Consider the following 21,864-nt stretch of genomic DNA (forward strand, 5'->3'; position numbering starts at 1 on the left):
GTCATGGAACCCGCCGCCACCCTGCGGGACTTCTCGATCTCCTTCTGGATTCCGGCGGCGGTGCTGAGCATCGCGCTGGTGATCAAGCTGCCCACGATCATCCGGCTGTGGCGGGACCCGCTGCTGCGCGCGGTCGGCGGTCTGCTGCTGGTGGCCTGCGGTGTCTTCGTGTTCTGCTCGCCGTCCACCATCGCCCGGGTGAACCGGCTGACCGGCGTACCCAACATCTCCGCGCCCTGGTGCTATTCGCTGCTCACGGCGTTCTGCGGCTCCTGCCTGCTGATGATCATCACCTGGCGCAACGGCCCCGCCGACCGCTCCGCCGTCACCCGGCGGGCCCGGCGCTGGGTGGTGTCGGTGTACAGCGGGGTGATCGCCGCCCTGTGGGTGCTGTTCCTGCTGGCCGACGTACCCGTGGAGCGGCTGCGGGACCTGGACACCTACTACGCCACCACCCCGTTCATGCGCGAGGAGATCCTGCTCTACCTCGGCGCGCACGCCGTGGCCTGCCTGATCACCTCGCGGCTGCTGTGGAACTGGGTACGCGCCGAGGGGCTGGACGCCTGGCTGCGCTGGGGCCTGAAGCTGCTCGGCGTGGGTTACGTACTGAACCTGATCTTCGACGCGGCCAAGCTGGTGGCGGTCGGCGCGCGCTGGCTGGGCGGCGATCTGGACTGGCTGAGCACCGACCTCGCGCCGCCGGTCGCCGCCCTGTCCGCCATCCTGATCGCGGTCGGCTTCATCCTGCCGCACGCCGGCCAGTACGCGAGCGACCGCTGGCGCATCCGGCTCGCCCACCGCGAACTGCGGCCGCTGTACCTGCTGATGCGGGCGTCGGCCGGGGAGGGCGTGCCGTTCGTGCTGCGGGCGACACCGGAGCTGCGGCTGACCCGGCGCGAGACGTTCATCCGGGACGTGCTGCTGCCGCTGGCCCGGCACCTCGACACCGCCCTCGGCGCCCGCGCGTACGCCGCCGCACTCGGCCTCGGCCACGCACCCGAGCGGGCGAGGGCGCTGGCCTCGGCGGTGACCATCCTGGACGCGGTCGAGGCCAAGGCGCGTATGCCGGAGCCGCCCGCGACGGTGGCCGCGCCGGACACCACCGACCTGCTCCAGGAGATCGGGGCCGTCTCCCGAGCCCTCCGCCGTCCCGACGAGATCGCGGCGGTCCGCACCCGTGCGGCCGCCGACCCAGCAGAGAGCGTTGCCGCACATGAGTGAACTGAAGCCCACGGCCGTCGTGCTCGGCGGCTCCCTGGCCGGTCTGCTCGCGGCCCGCGCCCTGGCCTCGACGGGCGCCCGCGTCACGGTGGTGGAGCGGGACGCGCTGCCCGCGGGGCCCGAGCCGCGCAAGGGGCTGCCGCAGGCCCGCCATGTCCACCAGCTGTGGTCGGGCGGCGCCCGCGCGCTGGAGGAGCTGCTGCCCGGCGCGGTGGACGCGCTGAGCGCGGCCGGGGTGAACCGGGTGCCGGTGACGACGGACATGGTGGTGCTGTCGGCGCACGGCTGGTACCGGCGCTGGCCGGAGTCGGCGTTCATGCTGCCCGCCAGCCGCGATCTGCTGGACTGGGTGGTCCGGGAACTGGTGCTGGCGGACGGCGCGATCGAGCTGCTGGACCGCACCGAGGCCCTCTCCCTGACCGGCACCGGCCAGGCGGTGACCGGGGTGCGGGTGCGCGCCGACGGCACCGAACGCACCCTGGACGCCGATCTGGTCGTGGACGCCACCGGACGCGGCTCCCGCGCCGCCCACTGGCTGGCGGGACTGGGCCTGCCGGAGCCGGAGCGGCGGGAGGTCGATTCGGGACTGACGTACGCCAGCCGTCTGTTCCGGGCGCCGGAGGGGGCGCGGGGCGGCTTCCCGGTGGTCAACATCGAGCCCGGTCAACGGGGTTCGAGCATGGGGCGCGGCGGTGTGCTGCTGCCGGTCGAGGACGGCAAGTGGCTGGTCACCCTGACCGGCGGCCGGACCGACGAACCGCCCGCCACCGGGGCCGAGTTCCTCCGGTACGCGCACGAGGAGCTGCGGCACCCGCTGATCGGCGAACTGCTGGCCCACGCCGAGCCGCTGACAGGTGTCACGGTGACGCGCACCACCGTCAACCGGCGCGTCTTCCCTGAACGGTCGCCCAAGTGGCCGGAGCACTTCGTGGTCCTGGGCGACGCCCTGTGCGCGCTCAACCCGGTGTACGGGCACGGGATGTCGGTCGCGGCCCAGTCGGCCGTGGCCCTGCGGGAGGCGGTGCTCCGACAGGGCGGGCTCGGCGCTCCGGGACTGGCCCGGCGGGCGCAGCGGGCGGTGGGCCGTACGGTGCGTACCGCCTGGGACCTGGCGATCGGCGCCGATGTGTTCTATCCAGGCGCCACGCCGACCGGGCCGACCGTCCGGGACCGGCTCGTCTCGGCGTACGTCGGCCGGCTGCTGCTGACCGCGACCGGCAACGGCCGGGTCGCGCGCCGGGTGACGGATGTGACCTCGCTGGAGGCGGGCGCGCAGGTGCTGCTCGCTCCGCGCATGCTGCTCGCGGCCGCCGTGGGCCCGCTGCGCCCGCCGCTGTCCGGGCCGCCCCTGACTGCGGAGGAGCGAAAAGCGGCGGGGGTCCCTTAGCCGCTGAACGGCGGCTGTGGCAGCCCCTGTCCCGCGTCCGGCACCACCAGTACCGACCCCGACAGGGGGGTGGGCACGGTGAGGCCGACGCGGGCGGTGGTGACGTACAGGTCGGTCAGGCCGGGGCCGCCGAAGGCGCAGGCGGTGGTGCGCGGGACCGGGAGCCGGATCTCGCGGTCCAGTGCGCCGGAGGGGGTGTAGCGGCGGACCGCTCCCCCGTCCCACAGGGCCACCCAGACGCAGCCCGCCGCGTCGACGGTCAGCCCGTCCGGGAAGCCCGCGCCGTCCTCGATGACGGCCAGGGTGCGCCGGTTGCGTACGCCGTCGCCGTCGTGGTCGAAGACGTCGACGCGCCGGGTGGGGCTGTCGACGTAGTACATGAGGGTGCCGTCCGGGCTCCAGCCGATGCCGTTGCTCACGGTGACGTCCGACAGGATCGTCTCGGCCGTGCCGTCGCCGGTCAGCCGGGTCAGGGTGCCGCCGCCGGTGGCCTCGTCGTAGCGCATGGTGCCGGCCCAGAGCGAGCCGTCGGGGGCGACGGCCGCGTCGTTGGCGCGGCGGCCGGGCACCGGGTCGCGGTGCAGCCAGCGGAAGGCGCCGTCGGGGTCGAGGAGGGCGACGCCGTCGCGCAGGTTCAGCACCAGGCCACCGTGTGTACGGGGCTTGGCGGCGCCGACGTGCTGTCCGGTGGTGCGGACCGTACGGCGGCCGGTGGCGGGGTCGTAGGTGTGCGCGCGGCTCGCCAGGACGTCCACCCACAACAGGCGGGCGGTGGCCGGGTCCCAGGTCGGGCCCTCGCCCAGCTCCGCCCGCGCCGCCACCGCGACCTCGTAGCCGCTCACGCCGCGTCCCGGTGGCCGAGCCGCTCGGAGAGTTCGGCGGCGCCCTTGACGGCCAGCGCCTCCAGCTCGGTGCGGCGTTCCTCGCTCCAGCGGACCGTCGGCACCGAGATGGACAGGGCGGCGACCACGCGTCCGGTGCGGTCGCGGACGGGGGCGGCCACGCAGCTCACGTCCGGGTTGGACTCCCGGCGCTCCACCGCGACACCCCGGCGCCGGATCTCCGCGAGGGCGTCCCGCAGCCGGGCGGGGTCGGTGAGGCTGTCGGGGGTCATCGCGGCCAGCTCGGCGCCGTCCGGGATGCGGGCGGCCAGCTCCGGCCCGGGCAGCGAGGCCAGCAGCATCTTGCCGACCGCCGTGCAGTGCGCGGGCAGCCTGCGCCCGGCCGCCGAGACCATGCGGACCGCGTGCGTGGAGTCGACCTTGGCGATGTAGATGACGTCGGTGTCCTCCAGCAGCGCCACATGGACCGTCTCGTCACAGGTCTCGGCGACGCCGCGGGCGACCTCCCGGCCCTCGGCGGCGAGGTCGAGCTGCTCGGCGTACCGGCTGCCGAGCTGGTACGGGCGCACGCCGAGCCGGTACCGGCCGGGCTGTCCGGGCACGGGCACCAGGTAGGAGCGGGCGGCGAGGGTGGTGACCAGCTCGTGCACGGTGGTGCGCGGAAGCTGGAGTCTGCGCACGATGTCGGGTGCGGAGAGCGTGCCGTCCCCGTCGAGGAACAGTTCGAGGATGTCGAGGGCCCGCGTCACGGCGGGCACGAGGCGTCCCATGTCCGGCCTCCTTGCCTGCTCTACGGGCGCGGCGGCCCGTGTTCGATATCCCAACCGGTGACCGGCGGGGCGAACACAGGCTAGTCACAGCGAGTCGGACGGGCAACGGTCGCCCACGCGCCGGGCACCATGGAGCGCATGGCTCTCGACTTCTCCCTGGTGCTGCTGCGCCGCATGGCCGACCACAATCCGGAGCTGGCCGAGGACGCCCGCAGGCGGCTCGGCGCCTCGGCGACCGAGATGCGGGAGGCGAACAAACACTGGCAGGCGATGGCCCGTTCGCCCAGGTCACGGGCCGCCGCGTCCCGGTACCTCGCGGTGCTGGGCGAGCCGGAGTCGGTCGAGCCGCGCCGGGTCGGTGACCTGGACTGCGAGGCGTGGCGGTGGACGCTGCCCCTCTGGCCGGACCTGCGCTTCGAGGTGCTGGTCGGGCAGGGCGGGGTGGTCTTCACCGAGTGGCTGGTGCGCGCACCGGACGCCCCGGCTCCCGCGCCGGCCACTCTGGAGGACCTCACCCCGTGGTCCTGCACGCTGGAGGAGGTGGCCCGCGCCTTCGCCCCGGCCCGCCCGGTCCAGGGCACCGCCCCCGGCCGCCAGGCACTCGCCTTCACCGCGCCGGACCGGGACGGGGTACGGCACGAGATGGCCGCCGAGTTCACCTGGGGACTGCTCCAGCGGACGGCGCTGCGGGACTGAGGCTCAACTGCCCTTGGCCGCCTCGATGATGAGCTGGGCGACGCGGGGCCGGGACTCCGGGTGCAGATCGAGGAAGAGGTGGGGCTCGATGAGTTCCAGCTCCATCACGCACGGCCGGCCGTCCTCGCCGTCGATGAGGTCGGCACGGCCGTACAGCAGCCGCTCGGGCCCACCGGGCACGGCCGCGAACGCCCGCTCGGCCACGTCGAGTTCGGCGGCGGTCGGCTGCCACTTCTCCAGATTCGGGTGGGCGGTCCTGGCGGCGTCGAAGGGCGTGCCGGAGGCGAGGACGGCACCCTTGCGGCTGGCGTGCAGCAGGCGTCCGCCGAAGAAGTGGAGCGCCCGCTCGCCGTGCCGGTCGATGCCCCGCATGTACGGCTGCACCATCGCGGTCAGGCCCTCGGCGTGCAGGTGCGCCAACTGCCGTACCGCCTGCTCGCGTTCCTCCGGTACGTAGCGGGCGGCGTACCGCGCCCCCGCCCCCGAGGCCGGCTTGATCACGTACTCGTGCCCGGTGGGCAGGTCCGGCTCCGCGCCGGGCGGGAGGTAACGCGTGGGCACCGTCGGCACACCGGCCGCCGCCAGCTCGCCCAGGTACCGCTTGTCGCAGTTCCAGTGCACCACGTCGGCCGGGTTGAGCAGCCGGGTCAGCGCGTCGGCCCGGTCCACCCAGGCCAGGAACTCGGCGGTGCGCCAGGGGTAGTCCCAGGTGGAGCGGATGAGCACGAGGTCGTAGCCGGCCCAGTCGGCGTCCGGGTCGTCCCAGAACCGGCTCTCCGCGTCGGCGCCCGCCGCCCGCAACTCCGCGACCAGGTCTGCCAGATCGGGGTCCTTGCTGGGCTCGGTGCCGGGGTCGTAGGTGGCGAGTGCGATACGCGGCACGGCGGGCTCCCTGTCGTACGTCGGCTCGGTGATCGCGAGGCTAGCAACCGCCCCGGAACCGGCACACCCCTGTTGACCTTCCCCTTCGGTGAAGCCCCAGCATCGGTGGCGAAGCGAGGAACCGGCCTTTCGAGGGAGCCTGGACGGACATGGATCTGCTGACCATCGGCGCGTTCGCCAAGGCGTCCGGGCTCTCCCCGAAGGCCCTGCGGCTCTACGACGAGCTGGGCCTGCTGCGCCCCGCGCGCGTCGACCCGTACACCGGCTACCGCTACTACGCCGTCGCCCAGTTGGACCGGGCCCGGCTGGTGGCGTGGCTGCGGCGGCTCGGGATGCCGCTGGCGGAGATCCGCGCGGTGTCCGTCCTGACCGGGGCGGACGCGGCGCGGGAGGTCCGGGCGTACTGGGCGCGTATCGAGGCGGAGACGGCCGTGCGGCGGGATCTCGCCGCGTTCCTCGTGACGGAGTTGACCGAGGCACCGAGAGAGGGAACCACCATGCTGGAACTGCGCTGCGCCGCCCACTCCGACCGGGGGCACGTCCGCCCCGCCAACCAGGACACCGTCTACGCCGGCCGCAGGCTGCTCGCCGTGGCCGACGGCTTCGGCCCGGCCGGGGCACCCGCCAGCGGGGCCGCCGTCGAGGCGCTGCGGTTCCTCGACGAGGGGGACGGGGTTCAGCCTGGCAACGTGCTGAACCTGCTGGCCGACGCGGTGCGGGGCGCGGGCGACGCCGTACGGGACGTGACGGAGGGGGCCGAGGACGCGGGCACCACGCTGACCGCGCTGCTCTGGACGGGGTCGCGCCTGGCCCTGGCGCACATCGGGGACTCTCGGGCCTACCTGCTGCGTGAGGGCGGGCTGTTCCGCATCACCCACGACCACAGCGTGGTCCAGTCCCTGCTGGACGAGGGCCGCCTGACCCCGGCGGAGGCCGAGAGCCACCCGCAGCGGTCGCTGCTGCTGAAGGTCCTCGGCGCCGACCCGGACCTCCGGCTGCACGAGGCCCTCCCCGGCGACCGCTACCTGCTCTGCTCGGACGGCCTGACCGGGGTCGTCCCGGACGGCCGGATCAGGGAGCTGCTGGCCGCCGCCCCGGACCCGGAGGCGGCCGTACGGTCGCTGGTCGACGCGGCGAATACGGCGGGCGGGCCGGACAACGTGAGCTGTGTGGTCGGGGACGTGGTGCCGCCCGTGGGGTAGGAAGGGGCTGTCGTACCCGGCAGCGAAGGAGTCCCGCGTGTCCTCCCTGTTTCCCGCCCTGACGGACCCCCTGACGGCCGGACGGACCGCGTTGCGTTTCGGCGCGCGCTCGCTGACGTACGCGGACCTCGCCTCGGCCGCCGGGGCGGTCGCCGCCCGGCTCCGGGGCACCGGCCGGGTCGCCGTGTGGGCGACGCCCGAGCTGGAGACCGCCGTGGCGGTGACCGGGGCGCTGCTCGCCGGGACGGCCGCCGTGCCGCTCAACCCGAAGTCGGGGGAAGGGGAGCTGGCGCACATCCTCTCCGACAGCGAACCGGCGCTGGTGCTGACCGCGCCGGGTGCCGAACTCCCGGCCGTGCTGGCCGACTTGCCCCGGCTGGAGGTCTCCGGCGCCGGGCAGGCCCCCGAGGACACGTACGGGGACGAGGACCCGGCGCTGATCGTCTACACCTCCGGCACCACCGGCCCGCCCAAGGGTGCCGTCGTCCCGCGCCGCGCCCTCGCCGCGACCCTGGACGCGCTGGCCGACGCCTGGCGGTGGACCGGGGACGACGTACTGGTGCACGGCCTGCCCCTGTTCCATGTGCACGGACTCGTCCTGGGCATCCTCGGCCCGCTACGACGCGGCGGCTCGGTACGGCACCTGGGCCGCTTCACCCCCGAGGGCGTGACCCGCGAGCTGAACGACGGCGCGACCATACTCTTCGGCGTGCCCACGATGTACCACCGGCTGGCCGAGGCCCTGCCGTCCGACCCCGAGCTGGCGAAGGCTCTCGGCCGGGCCCGGCTGCTGGTCTCGGGCTCGGCCGCGCTGCCCGTGCACGACCACGAGCGGATCGCGGCGGCGACCGGACGCCGGGTGATCGAGCGGTACGGCATGACGGAGACCCTGATGAACACCTCCGTACGCGTCGACGGCGAGGCCCGCGCCGGCACCGTGGGCGTACCGCTGCCCGGTGTGGAGCTGCGCCTGGTGGAGGAGGACGGCACCGAGGTGACCGCGCGTGACGGGGAGAGCGTGGGTGAGATCCAGGTGCGCGGCCCGAACCTGTTCACCGGGTATCTGAACCGGCCCGACGCGACCGCCGCCGCGTTCACGGCCGACGGCTGGTTCCGCACCGGGGACGTGGCGGTGCGGGAGGCCGACGGATACGTCCGGATCGTCGGCCGGAAGGCCACCGACCTGATCAAGAGCGGGGGTTACAAGATCGGGGCGGGCGAGATCGAGAACGCGCTGCTGGAGCACCCGGCGGTCCGCGAGGCGGCGGTCACCGGGGAGCCCGACGCTGATCTGGGCGAGCGGGTGGTGGCGTGGGTGGTGCCGGCGGACCCCGGATCGCCGCCCCTGCTCACGGAGTTGGCCGGCCATGTGGCCGCCCGCCTGGCCCCGCACAAGCGGCCCCGCGTGCTGAACCTGCTCCCCGCCCTCCCCCGCAACGACATGGGCAAGATCATGAAGCGCGCGCTGACGGTCCCGGCCCCCGAAAGCGAGCCCGACACGGCCTGAGGCCGCCGAAACCCCCCATTCAGCGGCGCCCCGCCCGGCCCCCTCCAGAAGGCACCCCAGCCCGTGCCCGCGCAGGATTCCACTAAGGCCCGCCGAATCCGGCGGCCCGCCCATGGTCAGCGCACTCGGGAGGAACTGCCGTGACCGTCAGCCTGGAGCAGTTGGGCCGCTGCCACTTCGCCGTCGACCTGGGCGCGGCCCGCACCCGCGTGTATGTGAAGGGCGCCGGACTCGTCGTCGACCAGCCCTCGGTGGCGGCCGTGAACACCCGTACCGGCGCGCTCATCGCGGTCGGTGACTTCGCGGAGCAGATGACGGGGCGCACCCCGCAGTACATCCGCGTGGTGCGGCCGGTGTCCGGCGGCACCGTCGTGGACATCGAGATGGCGCAGCGCATGCTGCGGCATCTGCTGGGCGACAAGACGCGCCGCGCCCTGCGCCGCAGGCCCCGGCTCCGCGCGGCGGCGTGCACCCCGCACGAGGCGGACCCGCTGGCCCGGCGGGCGACGATCGAGACGCTGGTCGGACTCGGCGCGCGGCGGGTGGAGCTGGTGGACACGCTGATCGCGGCGGCCGTCGGCTGCGGACTTCCCGTGGAGCGCCCCGAAGCCACCATGATCATGGTGTGCGGGGCGGCCGCGACCCAGGTGGCGGTGCTGTCGCTGGGGTCGATCGTCACGGCCGAGCGCATTCCGGTGGGCGGTGAGGCGGTGGACCGGGCGATCGTGCAACACCTGCGGCACAAGCACGAGTTGATGCTGCCCAGCCAGTCGGTGCGGCCGCTCCAGATCGCCCTGTCGGACAACGGGCTGACCCCGCAGGGCCCGGTGTCCACCGAGATCCACGGCCGGGACGTGGCCACGGGCCTGGCGCGCAGCGTACGGGTGGACACGGCGGCGATGCGCACCGCGATCCACACCCCGCTGCTGGCCGTCCTGGACGGCATCGGCAAGGTGCTGCGGGACTGCCCGCCGGACCTGGTGGCCGACCTGGTGGACCGGGGCATGATGATGGTCGGCGGCACCGCGCTGCTGCCGGGCCTGGACCAGATGCTCCGGGAGGCCACCGGCATGCCGGTGCACATCGCGGAACGCCCCGACGTGTGTGCCGTGCAGGGCCTGGGCGCCATGCTGGAGGGGCAGATCGCCCCGCTGGTCCTGGCACCGCTGGCCGCCTGACTCAGCGGCCCATGCTCGGTCTCAGTACGGCAGGACGCGCCCCGAGGGCGTCCTGCGGTCGATCTCCTGGCCCCGCGGAGCCGCGGGCCGACGACTGACCCGCACCCGGATTTGACGCTCCACGTCACCCTCCTCCCAGCCGACACCGAACACCGGTAGGAGGACGGTGCCCAGAACGCGCCCGCCCCAAGCCCGCCCGGCGAAAAGAATGCGATCACCCCGTTCCCCGGCCCGGGCACCGGGGAACGGCACACGCAACACACAACCCCCTCGCACATCCCTTCCATTAGAGTGCTGTCACTTCGTACGTCCGCGGTCCCGCAACCGGGCAACCGCCGTACCGGAGTCACATCGTTCGCCCCTCGCAGCGCCGTCAGCGTGCCGGGGGCATGAGCATCTGGGGTGGGGATGTCCAGCCATCGGCTGTCCAAGAAGAGTCGTTACATCGCCTGGGGCACCGCGGGGGTCGCGGTCGTCGCCGGTGCCGGTATCGCGGCGCAGGCGTCCAGCGCGGCCACGGTCTGGCCCGCGCAGAAGACCTACACCGGCCGCGCCTTCGACACCTGCACCGCGCCGTCCGCCAAGGCGATGAAGGCGTGGCAGACGGGTTTCTACGGTGCCGCCGCCGTCTACATCGGCGGCAAGAACCGCGGCTGCGCCCAGCCGAACCTGACCGCGTCCTGGGTGAAGTCGGTCAACTCCATGGGCTGGAAGCTGATTCCGCTCTACGTCGGCGCCCAGCCGCCCTGCCAGAAGAGCGCCAACCCGGAGAAGATGACAGGCGCCAACGCGGCCTCCCTCGGCGCGACGGACGCGAAGGACGCGGTGGCCAAGGCGTCGGCGCTCGGCATGAAGCCGGGCAGCGCGATCTACCTCGACATGGAGCCGTACGACACCACGGACAAGGCGTGCAACAACGCCGTGCTGTCGTACGTCCGTTCCTTCACCAAGACGCTGCGGGCCAAGGTCTACCGCGGCGGCTACTACGGCTTCACCAGCTCCAGCGCGAAGGCGGTCGCCACCGCCACCGACAAGACCGACCTGCCGGGCAACCTCTGGTACGCCCTGTGGGACAAGCAGAACACCACCACGGCCGACTGGCCCTGGGACCCGAAGCAGTTCACCAACCACAGCCGCGCCCACCAGTACATGGTGAACAGCAAGGAGACGCGCGGCGGTTACACGATCACGGTGGACCGCAACGCGTGGGACGCGCCGGTCGCGATCGTCGGCTAACGGGACGGGGTGATGCCGCCGCGCGTGTCGTGCGGCGGCATCACCAGGGGCCGGCGGTGCCTAGATACTGAGCGTGATCGCCGCGCCTATGCCGCCCAGGCCGAGGGCCAGGGCGGCCGACCACCAGCCGCCCCGGCCCCACGGGAAGAAGCGGTCGAGGGACAGGCGGCCGGGGCCGGTCGCGGCGATGCCGACGGCGACGGCGGCGATGCAGAGGTTGTACTCGAGACCGCCGTCGGACGCCCACAGGCCGTGCTCACCGGTGACCAGCGCCATCGCGTTGATCATGACGCCGATCAGCGCGGCGCAGGCCAGGGGCGTCAGCAGGCCGACGGTCAGGCCGAGGCCGCCGAGCAGTTCTGACAGTCCCGCGATGGTGGCGAAGACCTTCCCCGGCCGGTAACCGATGGCCTCGAACCCCTTACCGGTCACGGTGAGCCCCTGTCCGCCGAAGATCCCGAAGAGCTTCTGCGCTCCATGGGCCGCCATCAGCAGACCGAAGGTCAGTCTGATGAACAGCAGCCCCCAGTCGGCGGCGGAGCCGAGCGCGGTGCGGTCCGTGGCACGGTCAGGCCGGAAGGTGCGTGTAGTGGTCATGGGCGATGCTCCGAAAAGCCCCCCACTCGATGGGAAGGTACGGGCGTCCCCCCTGCACACACCTCCCAGGCTATTAGCGTCCGGCTTGCAGCGCGCCCCAGGTCGCGGGTCCGACCTGGCCGTCGACGCCCAGGGAGCGGCTGGTCTGGTAGTCCCGCACGGCCTGCCCGGTGCCCGAGCCGAAGTCGCCGTCCGCCGTGACGGTCCGCCCGAGGGCCGCGGTCAGGGCCCGCTGGAGGCGCTGGACCGCGGCGCCGGTGCTGCCCTGGCTGAGGGCGGGCGTGCTGCCGGCCGAGAGCAGCGCGGTCCAGGTGCGGGCGCCCACCACTCCGTCGGCGCCGAGGCCGCGGGCCTGCTGGAAGGCGGTCACGGCGGAGGTGGTCTTCGAGCCGAAGCTGCCGTCGACGGTGCCCACGTTGAAGCCCTGCGCGTTGAGCAGCGACTGCGCGGCCGAGACCTGGGGGCCGGAGGAGCCCGAGCGCAGGGTGTCGTAGGACGGGAAGCTCAGCTGGACCTCGCCGCCGCCGGTGCTGCCGCCGACCAGCTGCATGTAGTAGGTCCAGTTCCAGTTCGGACCGGGGTCGGTGTGGTCGTTGCCGGGCACCTCGGAGTGGCCGACGATGTGCGCGCGGTCCTTGGGGATGCCGTACTTGGCGCACAGGGACGCGGTCAGCGCGGCGGAGGAGCGGTACATCGCGTCGGTGAACCAGCTGGGGTTGTCGACGTACCCCTCGTGCTCGATGCCGATGCCGGACGCGTTCCCGGACCGGGCGTGCCAGGCGGTGTCCTTCTCGCGCACCGTCTGGGTGATCTGGCCGTCGGAGGAGCGCACCACGTAGTGCGCGCTGACCTGCGCCGACGGGTTCTGGAACCAGCTGATCGTCCCGGCGTACGAGCCCTGGGTGACGTGGATGACGACCTTGCTGATCGCCGCCGTACGGCCGACGGCGTAGTTGGCCGAGCTGGCCGGGACCCAGAGGGCGGAGGGGTAGTCCGGGCTCTGCGCGGCCGGGGCCACGGCGGCCTCGTAGCGGCCGCGCTCGGGGGCGACGGTGCGGGCGGGGAGGGTCAGCTTCTCGCCGCCCTCGGCGCGGGCGGTGACGCCCTTGGCCAGGAAGGTGTAGACGGTGTCGGCGTAGAGCCGGGCGGTGGCGGGGTCGGTGGCGCCGCCGTACCGGGCGAGGAGGGGGTACCAGGCGTCGGTGTCGCGCCGCTCGGCCCCGCTGAGTCCGGCGTGGTCGGCGTAGGAGCGCAGGACGGCCGCGCCGCCGCGGATGTTGGCGGCGGTGTCCGTGCGCAGCTCGCCGGTTGTCTCACCGGTCAGCCGGGAAGCCAGCTCCAGGGTGTGCTGGTCGGGGTTGCTGACCAGGTGCATCACCCCGTAGCCGCCCGCCTGGCTGGGCAGGCCGTGGTGGCCGTCGAGGTGGGTCTCGCTGTAGCCGAGGGCGATCAGGACATCGCGCGGGACTCCGTACTCGGCCGCCGCGCCGCTGAAGGCGTGGGCGACGGGGCCCTCGGTGCTTCCGGCGCGGGGCGCGGCGGTGACGGGCTGCACGGCGGCGGCGAGCACGCCGAGGGTGCCGAGGCCGGCGAGGGCTGCGCGGGCCAGGGATATGCGGGGCATGGGGGTGGCCTTCCAGTGGGGGCGGGCTTGGGGATGTGGGGAGGCCGGGGACCTCGTACGTGGTCCCCGGCCATGGCCTGCGGGCGGTCAGATGGTGCCGCTCTCCCACCACCAGGCGCGGCCGAGGTCGGCGCGGCTGTCGACGTGCTGGTGGTCGACGTCGTACCGCTCCAGACCGGAGAACCCGCAGGTCTCGGCCTTCTGGTAGACCGTGCGGTTGGCGACGCCGGGCACGTCGAGGTCGGCCGCGGTGCCGTAGAGGTGCATGCTGTCGCTGGCGCCGCCGATCTCGGCGTTGTGCGCGATGCTGCGGAAGCCGGAGTTGACGGTGATCGGGACGTTGCCGAGCTTCTTGCGCAGCGCCTCCAGCTTGTACATGGCCCGGCGGGCGTTCTCCTTGACGGCGGCCGCGCTCACCTTGCCGCCGTTGAAGTTGCCGCTCGAACGGTCGTAGAACTCGCTCCAGTTGAAGTGCGCGGTCGAACCGTCCGACTGCTCCAGGGCGTTGAGCTGCGCCTGGGTCGCGGGTCCGGCGCTGCCGTCGGCCGAGAGTCCGTACGCGGCCTGGAACCGGCGTACCGCGGCGGCCGTACCCGGCCCGAAGTCGCCGTCGATGCTCACCCGCGAGTGCGAGGCGGAGTCCGCCGCCCAGCCGGCCACCCGGATCTGAAGCTCCGTCACATCGGCGCCGTTGGCGCCCTGGTTCATGGTGCGCGTCCAGTTGTACGCCTGCGCGCTGCCCGACAGCAGTACGGGCCCGGCGAAGACACCCGCGGTCGCGGCGAGGGTGCCGCGCAGGATCGTGCGGCGGTTCGGAGAGAAGGTCATCGTGAACTCCCTTGTATCTACGGTCAGAAGGCGAGCTGGAACGGCACGACCTGGGCGTCGGTGTCGTAGGCGTGCACGCGCAGCTTGAAGCGGGTGCCGTCCTTGACGTCGGTGGCGACGGTCGCCCACTGGGGGCCGAACGTCGAGTAGGTGTTGTCGTGGTTGCACAGCGTGGTGTGGTCGACGAAGACGATGCAGGCGTCCAGGAAGCCGGTGGCCGAGCTGCTGAGCTTGATGTTGATGTCGCCGCAGCGCGAGGTGGTCGTGTAGGTGCCGAACTCGACCGCGGCGGCGGAGTAGCGGTAGGTGAGCGACTTGGCGCCTCCGTAGCAGGAGGTGGCGGCGGCGGCCTTCTCGGGCTGGGCGACGGCGGGCGCGGTGGCACCGGCGGCAAGGAGCGCGGTGGTGGCGGCGAGGACGGCCGCCGTTCTCCGGGTGCGGGTCATGGTGGGTCCGATCACTTAAGGGGAGCGGGAGTTGGGGCCCTTACGTGGGTGCCCTTGCGGATGTCAGAAGGCGATCTGGACGCGCGCGGAGGAGCCTTCGAGATCCACGCCGAGGGGCACGGTGAACTTGCTGCCGTCCTTGACGTCGGTGGCGATGGTCTTCCAGCTCCGGCCGGCCTTGGTCCAGTAGTTGCACTCGCCGACGCGGGTGAACTTCACGCAGGCCCAGACGAATTCGGCGTCGCCGCTGACCATGCGGAGGTTGATGTCGGTACAGCGGGACGTCGTCGTGTAGGGCCCGAACTCGAGGGCGTCGCCGTAGTTCACGGTGACGGCGCCGCCGTAGCAGCTGGTGGCCGCCACAGGGGCGGGGGCGGCCGACGCGGTGGTGGGCACCGAGACGGCGAGGGCGGCGAGCAGGGCCGCCGCCGCGGCCGGGTGGGTGAGGATCTTCGCCATCGGTTTCCTTCGGTGTCCGTTGGTTCTGTGGGCCGGGGACATGCGGAAGGTGCGGGGGTGCGCCGGTCCGGCTGCGGTGCGCCGGGCTGGACCGGGGTGCGCCGGGCTGGACCGGGGTGCGTCGTGGCGCACTGTGGTGCCTCGCGTGGTGCCGGGGAGCGATGGTGCCGTGGGGATCGGTGCGGCGGAGCGAGTTCATGCTCCGGTGTGCGCTATCGGCTGTCATGCTCATTCGAACAGGGTGAAATGACGCCGGTGGAAAGGGTGTTGAGCGTGCTTCGCTTTCACTTCTCGGCTGAGGATCTGGCCAGGACACGGGTCGCCGCCGCCCCGCACCCCCTGTGGGAGATCGCCGCCAGCCTCCACCGCTTCCAGACACCGGCCGGCCGCTGGGCCTACGCGCACTGGTACCGCACGGCCCGCGATCGCTTACGGGAGGCGGGGCTGGAGAGCGCGGTACGCCAGATCCTGCTGCCGCTCTATCCACGCGCGTCGTACTGGCCGGACTTCCTCACCCCGCTGGAGGGCGCGGCCGGCCTGGAAGCGGGCCTGAAGGCGATCCTGGCCACGCCCCCGGCCCGGGTGACGGCGGAACTGGCGGCCCTGGCCCGGATAAGACGCATCCCGCCCCACCTGGCCCGCCTGCCGGAGAAGGGGCCCCGCGAGGAACTGGTGAGCGTCCTGCGCGCCTACCACCGCACCGTGATCGAACCCCACGAGGAGTGGATGCGCGAGAGCGTCCACACCGAACGCGTACGCCTGGCCCGGCACTTGCTCGACGGCGGCACCGAGGGCCTGCTCGGGGGACTCGGCCCGGCGGTCCGCTGGCGGCACCCCCGGCTGGAGATCGGCACGTACCCGACGGAGCACGACATCCGCCTGGAGGGCCGCGGCCTGCTCCTGATCCCCTCGTACTTCTGCTGGAAAGGTCCCGTCTCCCTGGCCGACCCGACCCTGCCCCCCGTCCTCACCTACTCCCTCCACCACGAGCCACCCCGCGCGACCCCAGGCTCACCCTCCCTGGAGGTCCTCCTGGGCCGAGCCCGGGCAACAGTCCTCCGCGCCACCGCCGCCGGCGCCACCACCACCGAAGCCGCCCACCGAGCCGGCGTGACCCCCGCCACCGCCACCCACCACACCACAGCCCTCCGCGACGCGGGCCTCATCACCAGCCACCGCCACGGCAACACGGTCATCCACACGCTGACGCTGCTGGGGGCGACGATGGTGAACAGGAATCTGACCCGGCCCGGACCGGGGGTCGAATGAATCCGAGCCGGTGTGGTGGGTGACCTGACGTCAGCTGATGGAGCGGATCGTCTTCCGGCCGCTCGGGCCGACCAGGGTGCGGGGGCCGTCGACCGGCTGTCCGGAGGTGTCGTTGCCGCCGGCGTAGAACAGAAGCGTGCCCGTGCCGTCGTCCGTCGTGGTCCACATGTCGGCGGCCCCGTTGCCGTCGGCGTCGGCCGCGCCGGCGAGGAGGGGGCGACTGGTCGTGTCGTAGCCGTGGCCGTAGAGCGTGCGGCCGTCGAAACGACCGTCGTCGCGGCCCCGGTAGAGCCACAGGTCGCCGTTGCGGGTGTCCCTGGCGAGCAGGTCGTTCCGGCCGTCCCGGTCGGTGTCGCCGGGAGCGGTGAGCGTCATGACGTTGGAGCGGCGCAGTTGCTCGGGTGTGTCCTCGTCGTACCCGCAGACCTCCTGGAGCATCACGACGTTCGCCTGCTGCTCGGCGACCAGTCGGGCGACCTGGTCCATCTTGAGGTCGGGCGTCCCGGTCCCCTTGCCAGGACGCCGCCCCCGGGGCCGGATTCGGCCTTGCCCGGGGCAGATCCCGGAGCATAACCAGCGCGCGCCGGAGGTATCGCGGGCGTCGGCCCAGGTCATCGGCCCGGCCCGCCCCGTGCGCTTGCTGAAGCGGCGCACCTGTGACGCGCTGCCGGTCCTCCACCAGGGGCAGATCGCGGCCTTCGCCGGCCCCCGGCAGCGGTCGTCATCACGCCGGCTGACGTACTGCCCCGACCGCGGGAGCCAGGGCAGCGGACAAGGCGTCGAGGGCAGCCGGGTAGGCACGTTCGGAAGGGGCCGCGAAGCCGATCAACAGGCCCTGCGGACGGCCGTCGAGGTCGTGGCGGAGTTCGGTGAGGCCACGCAGGGCAACGCCGCGCTGGGCACAGCCGGCCAGGAGCTCGTCTTCGGTGGGGCCGTCGGAAGAGAGGGTGACAAGGGTGTGGAGGCCGGCGGGTACTCCGTGGGCGGTGAGGCCGGGGTGGGCGGTCAGCCGGCCGAGGAGGAGTTCGCGGCGTCGGCGGTAGCGCAGGCGGGCGGCGCGGACGTGGCGGTCGTAGGCGTGCGTGGTGATCAGGTCGGCGAGGACGAGCTGGCCCAGGGTCTCGGTGTACAGGTCGGCTTGCTGTTTGGCCCGCGTCACCGGCTGCACCAGGTGGGGCGGCAGGACCATCCAGGCCAGGCGGAGGGCGGGGGCGAGAGTCTTGGACGCGGTACCGCAGTAGACGACGTGGTCGGGTGCGACGCCCTGGAGGGCGCCGACGGGCCGGCGGTCGTAGCGGTACTCGCCGTCGTAGTCGTCCTCGACGATCAGGCCGCCCGTGGAGCGCGCCCACGCGTACAGCCTCCGGCGGCGGCCCGGATGCAGCGGCACGCCGGTCGGGTACTGGTGCGAGGGGGTGAGGAACACCGCTCCTGTGCGCTGTGTCAGCGCGTCCACGCGAGCGCCGTGGGTGTCGACGGGCAGGGCGATGGTGGTGAGCCCGGCGCGCTGGACGACTTCGCGGAAGAGGTTGTGGCCCGGGTCCTCCACGGCCGCGTCGCGGGTGCCGTTCGTGGCCAGTACGCCGCTGAGCAGGCCGAGTCCCTGGTAGTGGCCGGAGGTGATCACGATCCGGTCCGGGGTCGTGATCACGCCGCGGGTGCGGCCCAGGTAGTCGGCGAGGGCGTTGCGCAGTTCGATCCGGCCCTGTGGGTCTCCGGCGCCGAAGACCTCGGGGCGGGCGTGAGTGAGCACACGGCGGGTGGCGGCGAGCCACGCCCGGGTGGGGAAGGCGCTGACGTCGGGGAGCCCGGGGCGAAGGTCGTGGCGGGGAGTGGCCGGGGCGGGTGCGCGGCACGCGGGGGCCTGGGCGCATTGCGCCGCCTCGGCCACTTTGGTGCCCGATCCCGGGCGCGTGGTGAGGTAGCCCTCCTCGACCAGTTGGCCGTAGGCGGCGCTGACGGTGCCCCGCGAGAGTGCGAGTTCCTGCGCCAGCCCGCGGGTGGACGGCAGGAGCGTCCCGGCGGGCAGGCGACCTTGTCGAATCGCTTGCCGGAGCGCGGACTCCAGGCCGGCGCGCCGCCCGGCCGCGGCGTCGAGGGTGATGTGCAGGTCGAGCCGGGAACTGGACCAGGAATTCGGCATGGAACTGGATCTTATTTCCAGTCCGGTGTCCCTCTACGTTCGATGTCGAAGGCCCGGCCGAAGGGGGTCGTGAGTGCGCGCCGGCCAGAACTGCCCGGCCGTCCTCGGCCACATCCCGCACACCACGACGAAAGGACCCCAGCGGTGATCGTGATCGCTCACCTCAGCGACATCCACATCGACGGCGGGCACCGCGCCTCCGCGCGCACCCGAGCCGTCATGGACTACCTCGAAGACCTCCCCTACGACCTGGACGCGGTCCTGGTCACCGGAGACATCGCCGACCACGCGCTGCCCGCCGAGTACGAGCAGGCACGCCGGCTGCTGGCCTCCCGGCACCCGGTCCTGGTCTGTCCCGGCAACCACGACGAGCGTGCGGCATTCCGGCAGTTCCTGCTGGGGCAGCCGCCATCGACGGCACCGGTCGACCAGGTGCGCCAGACCGGCGACTTCGTCATCGCCCTGTGCGACTCCTCGGTGCCGGGCAAGGACGAGGGCTTCCTCGAGGACGAGACCCTGGCGTGGCTGGAGGACGTCCTGGAGCAGGCCCCGGCCGAGGTGCCGGTGCTCGTCGGCTTCCACCACCCGCCGGCCGTGCTGCATGAACCCTTCATCGACGGCATCCGCCAGTTCGGCGTGGAACGACTCGCCGCCCTGACGGCTCGTCACCCCAATCTCACCGCCTTCCTGTGCGGACACGCCCACACCCCGGCGGCGACCACCTTCGCCGGACGGCCGCTGCTGGTGGCACCCGGAGTGGTCTCCACGCTCCGGCTCCCCTGGGAGCACCACGCACACCCCGAGGACTACATCCACCTCGACCAGCCGCCCGCGCTCGCCTTCCACGTTCTGGACGACGAGGGCCGGCTGACCACCCATTTCCGGTGCCTCACCGACTGATCACGTGCCTTGACCACGGCGGGAAACAGCGTGGAACTGCTTCAACGGCCGGGGCTCTCACCGCCCCTGAGTCACCAAAAGCACACGGTGCCGACCGAAGAAGCTACGCACGGAAGGAGAAGTGGACGCGAAGAACAGGCACTGTTCGCAGGTCAAGATCTTGTGGGGCGGGTGGGACTCGAACCCACGGCCGACGGATTATGAGTCCGCTGCTCTAACCGGCTGAGCTACCGCCCCTCGCGGCGTGTCGCGTACAACTGTGCGCGCCGTCTGCCGCAGCATAGCCGCTCATACGATCTCCTGCTTCGGATGGTCGGCTTCCGCGCTGCTTCCCTGACCTGGAGAGACTTCGCCCAGGCCACGGGCGGTCGGTCCGGACATGAAAAAGGACCCCGCAGGGTCCTCGTTCATCGCGCTCCCCCGACTGGACTCGAACCAGTAACCTGCCGGTTAACAGCCGGCTGCTCTGCCAATTGAGCTACAGGGGACCGAAGCTCCCCCGACTGGACTCGAACCAGTAACCTGCCGGTTAACAGCCGGCTGCTCTGCCAATTGAGCTACAGGGGATCGCTTCGTCTGCATCGAACGCATCCACCTGGGTATTCGCCAGGGGGCGGGCGCTCGCTGCGACACATACATTAGCGCAAGCAGGGGGGTGCTCCGCCAATCGGTTCCCCTCCGGCCCCCGCTCAGCACCACAGACCCCCGTCAGGGACTACGCAAGGAAGGGTGGCCCACATGCGCTACCGGCTCACGTTCGTCGCCGGACTGGCCGTCGGATACGTACTCGGAGCACGCGCCGGCCAGCAGCGCTACGAGCAGCTGAAGAAGGCCGCTCGCGGGGTCGCGCAGAACCCCGCCGTGCGCAACACCGCCGAGACCGCCGCCCAGCAGGGCCGGGTCTACGCGGGCAAGGCGCTGCACACGGTGGGCGAGAAGGTGGGCGACCACGTCCCCGAGTCCCTCGCCGACCGGGTCCGCTCCCTGCGCGGCCGCAACGGCCACGGCCGGCCGGCCGAGGACGACTGGGGCACCAGCCACCCCTGAACCGGCCACCCGCGGACGTGCCCCCTGAGCAGCGTCTCCAGGGGGCACACGCATACCGGCAGGAGCAGCCCCCGCTCTGCGGCAGAATTTGAGCCATGGGGATAGTCGCCGGGTTGGACAGTTCGCCCGCATTCACTCGCATCGTGGTCTGCGACACGGACACGGGGGCCGTGCTGCGTCAGGGGTACGCCCCGCATCCGCTGGACGTGCCGGACGGCGCCCCGCGGCCCAGTGACGTCGACCCGCAGGCGTGGCTGCTCTCCCTGGGGGAGGCCGCGGGCGGCGGGCTGCTGGAGGGCGTACAGGCCATCGGCGTCTCCACGCAGGCGAACGCCGTGGTCCCGCTGGACGCGCAGGGCAACACCGTGCGCCCGGCGATGGCCGGGGCCGACAAGCGGGCCCAGGTGGCCGCCGCCGACCTGATCGACGCCCTCGGCGGCCGGGAGGCGTGGGCGCAGGCGGTCGGCTGTGTCCCGCAGGCCGCCCGGCCGGTGACCAAGCTGCGCTGGCTGGCGAAGAACGAGCCGGAGAACGCGAGCCGTACCGCCGTACTGCTCCAGGCGCACGACTGGCTGGTCTGGCAGCTGCTGGGCCGGCCGGCGCGCCGGACCACCGACCGGGGCGGCGCCTCGGGCACCGGGTACTGGTCCGCCGCGACCGGCGCCTACCGGCCCGACCTGGTCGAGCTGGCGCTCGGCCACCAGGTGGCGCTGCCCGAGGTGATCGGCCCGGCCGAGGCCGCGGGCACCACCCCGGAGGGGCTGCTGATCTCCGCCGGTACGGGCGAGACGATGGCCGCCGCGTTCGGCCTCGGGATCGGCCTGGGCGACGCGGTCGTCTCGCTGGGCGCGTCCGGGTCCGTGATGGCCGTGCACACCGAGGCGCTGGCCGACCAGTCCGGGATGATCACCTCCCTCGCCGACGCCACCGGCATGCACCTGCCGGTCGTCACCACGCTCAACGCCGTACGGGCCCTGCGCGGCACCGCCGGACTCCTCGGCCTGCCCGACCTGAAGGCCCTCTCCGAGCTGGCCCTGAACTCCACTCCCGGCTCGCACGGCCTGGTCCTGCTCCCCTACCTGGAGGGCGAGCGCACCCCCGATCTGCCGCACACCGCGGGCACCCTCGCCGGGCTGCGCCGGGAGTCGATGAAGCCCGAGCATCTGGCGCGGGCCTCGTTCGAGGGCATGCTGTGCGGGCTCGCGGACGCGCTGGACGTGCTGCGCGGGCGGGGCGTGGCGGTGCGGCGGATCTTCCTGCTGGGCCAGGCCGCCGAGCTGCCCGCCGTGCAGGCGATCGCTCCGGCGCTGTTCGGGACGCAGGTGGTCGTGCCGCAGCCCGCCGACTATGCCGCGATCGGCGCCGCCCGCCAGGCCGCGTGGGCCCTCGGGGCCGCCCAGGGCACCCTGGACCCCCGTACCCCGCCCGCCTGGCACGGGGCGGCCGCGCAGGTGCTGGAGCCGGGTGAGGACCTGGCCGTGGGGCAGGCGGTGCGCCAGCAGTACGTGGCGGTGCGCGAGCAGACCCATCCGGGCGCGTTCCGCGCGTAAAGAGCCGTACAAAACCGGGGTCGGCGGGGCACCCGATGGGTTAATCGGTTGAGGTAACACGGGTGGAGTGCCCGACGATA

General features: G+C 73.0%; 21 protein-coding genes and 3 tRNA genes. 11 read left to right on the forward strand and 13 right to left on the reverse strand.

The features are described 5' to 3' along the window. The first annotated feature begins 3 nt into the window (after positions 1–3). Positions 4–1,221 carry an MAB_1171c family putative transporter gene (locus ACIGA3_RS02885; protein ID WP_399709840.1) on the forward strand — a complete coding sequence of 406 codons (1,218 nt, stop codon included), beginning with the start codon at positions 4–6 and terminating at the stop codon, positions 1,219–1,221. After that, positions 1,214–2,608: an NAD(P)/FAD-dependent oxidoreductase gene (locus ACIGA3_RS02890; protein WP_399709842.1), complete on the forward strand. Its 1,395-nt coding sequence runs from the start codon at positions 1,214–1,216 to the stop codon at positions 2,606–2,608. The genes ACIGA3_RS02885 and ACIGA3_RS02890 overlap by 8 nt, the downstream gene beginning before the upstream one ends. Here the strand turns inward: ACIGA3_RS02890 and ACIGA3_RS02895 are convergent. Beyond that, positions 2,605–3,450, reverse strand: coding sequence for an SMP-30/gluconolactonase/LRE family protein (locus tag ACIGA3_RS02895; RefSeq protein ID WP_399709845.1), 846 nt, complete (start codon positions 3,448–3,450; stop codon positions 2,605–2,607). The genes ACIGA3_RS02890 and ACIGA3_RS02895 overlap by 4 nt on opposite strands. Beyond that, on the reverse strand, positions 3,447–4,220 hold the full coding sequence (locus ACIGA3_RS02900) for an IclR family transcriptional regulator (protein WP_399709848.1): 774 nt from the start codon (positions 4,218–4,220) through the stop codon (positions 3,447–3,449). Before ACIGA3_RS02900 ends, ACIGA3_RS02895 begins: the two co-directional genes overlap by 4 nt. A gap of 138 nt (positions 4,221–4,358) precedes the next feature. Here ACIGA3_RS02900 and ACIGA3_RS02905 point away from each other — a divergent pair, with 138 nt between their 5' ends. Then, positions 4,359–4,916: a hypothetical protein gene (locus ACIGA3_RS02905; protein ID WP_399709851.1), complete on the forward strand. Its 558-nt coding sequence runs from the start codon at positions 4,359–4,361 to the stop codon at positions 4,914–4,916. A 3-nt stretch (positions 4,917–4,919) separates the two neighbouring features. On the opposite strand, the gene ACIGA3_RS02910 is transcribed toward ACIGA3_RS02905, so the two are convergent. Then, positions 4,920–5,798: a RimK family alpha-L-glutamate ligase gene (locus ACIGA3_RS02910; protein ID WP_399709854.1), complete on the reverse strand. Its 879-nt coding sequence runs from the start codon at positions 5,796–5,798 to the stop codon at positions 4,920–4,922. Positions 5,799–5,947: 149 nt separating this feature from the next. Between ACIGA3_RS02910 and ACIGA3_RS02915 the strand changes: the two genes are divergently transcribed. The 4 genes from ACIGA3_RS02915 (at position 5,948) to ACIGA3_RS02930 (ending at position 10,921) form a co-directional block, all read left to right on the forward strand. Beyond that, complete coding sequence (locus ACIGA3_RS02915) at positions 5,948–7,000, forward strand: MerR family transcriptional regulator (RefSeq protein ID WP_399709856.1); 1,053 nt, start codon at positions 5,948–5,950, stop codon at positions 6,998–7,000. Positions 7,001–7,037: 37 nt separating this feature from the next. Further along, positions 7,038–8,507: an acyl-CoA synthetase gene (locus tag ACIGA3_RS02920; RefSeq protein WP_399709859.1), complete on the forward strand. Its 1,470-nt coding sequence runs from the start codon at positions 7,038–7,040 to the stop codon at positions 8,505–8,507. 140 nt (positions 8,508–8,647) lie between these two features. Further along, positions 8,648–9,685, forward strand: coding sequence for a rod shape-determining protein (locus ACIGA3_RS02925; RefSeq protein WP_399709862.1), 1,038 nt, complete (start codon positions 8,648–8,650; stop codon positions 9,683–9,685). 408 nt (positions 9,686–10,093) lie between these two features. Then, positions 10,094–10,921: a glycoside hydrolase domain-containing protein gene (locus ACIGA3_RS02930; RefSeq protein WP_399709865.1), complete on the forward strand. Its 828-nt coding sequence runs from the start codon at positions 10,094–10,096 to the stop codon at positions 10,919–10,921. A gap of 60 nt (positions 10,922–10,981) precedes the next feature. Here the strand turns inward: ACIGA3_RS02930 and ACIGA3_RS02935 are convergent, their stop codons facing one another. The 5 genes from ACIGA3_RS02935 to ACIGA3_RS02955 form a co-directional block, all read right to left on the reverse strand. Then, entirely contained in the window at positions 10,982–11,518 is a 537-nt protein-coding gene (locus ACIGA3_RS02935; protein ID WP_399709868.1) for a DoxX family protein, read from the reverse strand. Positions 11,519–11,591: 73 nt separating this feature from the next. Next, positions 11,592–13,142, reverse strand: a complete 1,551-nt coding sequence (locus tag ACIGA3_RS02940) for an N-acetylmuramoyl-L-alanine amidase (RefSeq protein ID WP_399709871.1) — start codon at positions 13,140–13,142, stop codon at positions 11,592–11,594. 87 nt (positions 13,143–13,229) lie between these two features. Then, positions 13,230–13,970 carry a D-Ala-D-Ala carboxypeptidase family metallohydrolase gene (locus tag ACIGA3_RS02945; protein WP_399709874.1) on the reverse strand — a complete coding sequence of 247 codons (741 nt, stop codon included), beginning with the start codon at positions 13,968–13,970 and terminating at the stop codon, positions 13,230–13,232. 23 nt (positions 13,971–13,993) lie between these two features. Continuing rightward, positions 13,994–14,416: a hypothetical protein gene (locus ACIGA3_RS02950; protein WP_399709877.1), complete on the reverse strand. Its 423-nt coding sequence runs from the start codon at positions 14,414–14,416 to the stop codon at positions 13,994–13,996. A 63-nt stretch (positions 14,417–14,479) separates the two neighbouring features. After that, the gene (locus ACIGA3_RS02955) at positions 14,480–14,875 is read right to left on the reverse strand and encodes a hypothetical protein (RefSeq protein ID WP_399709879.1); all 396 of its coding nucleotides are present in this window, start codon (positions 14,873–14,875) and stop codon (positions 14,480–14,482) included. Positions 14,876–15,148: 273 nt separating this feature from the next. Here ACIGA3_RS02955 and ACIGA3_RS02960 point away from each other — a divergent pair, with 273 nt between their 5' ends. Beyond that, positions 15,149–16,144 carry an ArsR family transcriptional regulator gene (locus ACIGA3_RS02960; RefSeq protein ID WP_399709882.1) on the forward strand — a complete coding sequence of 332 codons (996 nt, stop codon included), beginning with the start codon at positions 15,149–15,151 and terminating at the stop codon, positions 16,142–16,144. Positions 16,145–16,174: 30 nt separating this feature from the next. Here ACIGA3_RS02960 and ACIGA3_RS02965 read toward each other — a convergent pair whose 3' ends face one another. Next, on the reverse strand, positions 16,175–16,630 hold the full coding sequence (locus ACIGA3_RS02965; protein ID WP_399709885.1) for an FG-GAP-like repeat-containing protein: 456 nt from the start codon (positions 16,628–16,630) through the stop codon (positions 16,175–16,177). Positions 16,631–16,868: 238 nt separating this feature from the next. Beyond that, positions 16,869–18,287 carry a PLP-dependent aminotransferase family protein gene (locus ACIGA3_RS02970; protein ID WP_399709888.1) on the reverse strand — a complete coding sequence of 473 codons (1,419 nt, stop codon included), beginning with the start codon at positions 18,285–18,287 and terminating at the stop codon, positions 16,869–16,871. Positions 18,288–18,431: 144 nt separating this feature from the next. Between ACIGA3_RS02970 and ACIGA3_RS02975 the strand changes: the two genes are divergently transcribed. Beyond that, on the forward strand, positions 18,432–19,187 hold the full coding sequence (locus tag ACIGA3_RS02975; RefSeq protein WP_399709891.1) for a metallophosphoesterase: 756 nt from the start codon (positions 18,432–18,434) through the stop codon (positions 19,185–19,187). A gap of 163 nt (positions 19,188–19,350) precedes the next feature. Here the strand turns inward: ACIGA3_RS02975 and ACIGA3_RS02980 are convergent. The 3 genes from ACIGA3_RS02980 to ACIGA3_RS02990 all read right to left on the reverse strand — a co-directional run bounded on the left by ACIGA3_RS02980 (position 19,351) and on the right by ACIGA3_RS02990 (position 19,754). Then, a tRNA-Ile gene (locus tag ACIGA3_RS02980) sits at positions 19,351–19,424 on the reverse strand. A 178-nt stretch (positions 19,425–19,602) separates the two neighbouring features. Continuing rightward, positions 19,603–19,675: transfer RNA gene (locus ACIGA3_RS02985), tRNA-Asn, on the reverse strand. 6 nt (positions 19,676–19,681) lie between these two features. Then, positions 19,682–19,754: transfer RNA gene (locus ACIGA3_RS02990), tRNA-Asn, on the reverse strand. A 171-nt stretch (positions 19,755–19,925) separates the two neighbouring features. Between ACIGA3_RS02990 and ACIGA3_RS02995 the strand changes: the two genes are divergently transcribed. Then, positions 19,926–20,234, forward strand: coding sequence for a YtxH domain-containing protein (locus ACIGA3_RS02995; protein WP_399709894.1), 309 nt, complete (start codon positions 19,926–19,928; stop codon positions 20,232–20,234). A 95-nt stretch (positions 20,235–20,329) separates the two neighbouring features. Further along, on the forward strand, positions 20,330–21,784 hold the full coding sequence (locus tag ACIGA3_RS03000) for an FGGY-family carbohydrate kinase (protein ID WP_399709897.1): 1,455 nt from the start codon (positions 20,330–20,332) through the stop codon (positions 21,782–21,784). The last annotated feature ends 80 nt before the right edge of the window (positions 21,785–21,864 follow it).

It is taken from the genome of Streptomyces sp. NPDC085596, assembly GCF_044541565.1.
Taxonomy (GTDB): domain Bacteria; phylum Actinomycetota; class Actinomycetes; order Streptomycetales; family Streptomycetaceae; genus Streptomyces.

Coding starts and splice junctions, on each gene's coding strand:
- ACIGA3_RS02885 (WP_399709840.1), top strand. CDS start 4: ATGGAACCCGCCGCCACCCTGCGGGACTTCTCGATCTCCTTCTGGATT.
- ACIGA3_RS02890 (WP_399709842.1), top strand. CDS start 1,214: ATGAGTGAACTGAAGCCCACGGCCGTCGTGCTCGGCGGCTCCCTGGCC.
- ACIGA3_RS02900 (WP_399709848.1), bottom strand. CDS start 4,220: ATGGGACGCCTCGTGCCCGCCGTGACGCGGGCCCTCGACATCCTCGAA.
- ACIGA3_RS02905 (WP_399709851.1), top strand. CDS start 4,359: ATGGCTCTCGACTTCTCCCTGGTGCTGCTGCGCCGCATGGCCGACCAC.
- ACIGA3_RS02915 (WP_399709856.1), top strand. CDS start 5,948: ATGGATCTGCTGACCATCGGCGCGTTCGCCAAGGCGTCCGGGCTCTCC.
- ACIGA3_RS02930 (WP_399709865.1), top strand. CDS start 10,094: ATGTCCAGCCATCGGCTGTCCAAGAAGAGTCGTTACATCGCCTGGGGC.
- ACIGA3_RS02935 (WP_399709868.1), bottom strand. CDS start 11,518: ATGACCACTACACGCACCTTCCGGCCTGACCGTGCCACGGACCGCACC.
- ACIGA3_RS02940 (WP_399709871.1), bottom strand. CDS start 13,142: ATGCCCCGCATATCCCTGGCCCGCGCAGCCCTCGCCGGCCTCGGCACC.
- ACIGA3_RS02945 (WP_399709874.1), bottom strand. CDS start 13,970: ATGACCTTCTCTCCGAACCGCCGCACGATCCTGCGCGGCACCCTCGCC.
- ACIGA3_RS02950 (WP_399709877.1), bottom strand. CDS start 14,416: ATGACCCGCACCCGGAGAACGGCGGCCGTCCTCGCCGCCACCACCGCG.
- ACIGA3_RS02955 (WP_399709879.1), bottom strand. CDS start 14,875: ATGGCGAAGATCCTCACCCACCCGGCCGCGGCGGCGGCCCTGCTCGCC.
- ACIGA3_RS02965 (WP_399709885.1), bottom strand. CDS start 16,630: ATGGACCAGGTCGCCCGACTGGTCGCCGAGCAGCAGGCGAACGTCGTG.
- ACIGA3_RS02970 (WP_399709888.1), bottom strand. CDS start 18,287: ATGCCGAATTCCTGGTCCAGTTCCCGGCTCGACCTGCACATCACCCTC.
- ACIGA3_RS02995 (WP_399709894.1), top strand. CDS start 19,926: ATGCGCTACCGGCTCACGTTCGTCGCCGGACTGGCCGTCGGATACGTA.
- ACIGA3_RS03000 (WP_399709897.1), top strand. CDS start 20,330: ATGGGGATAGTCGCCGGGTTGGACAGTTCGCCCGCATTCACTCGCATC.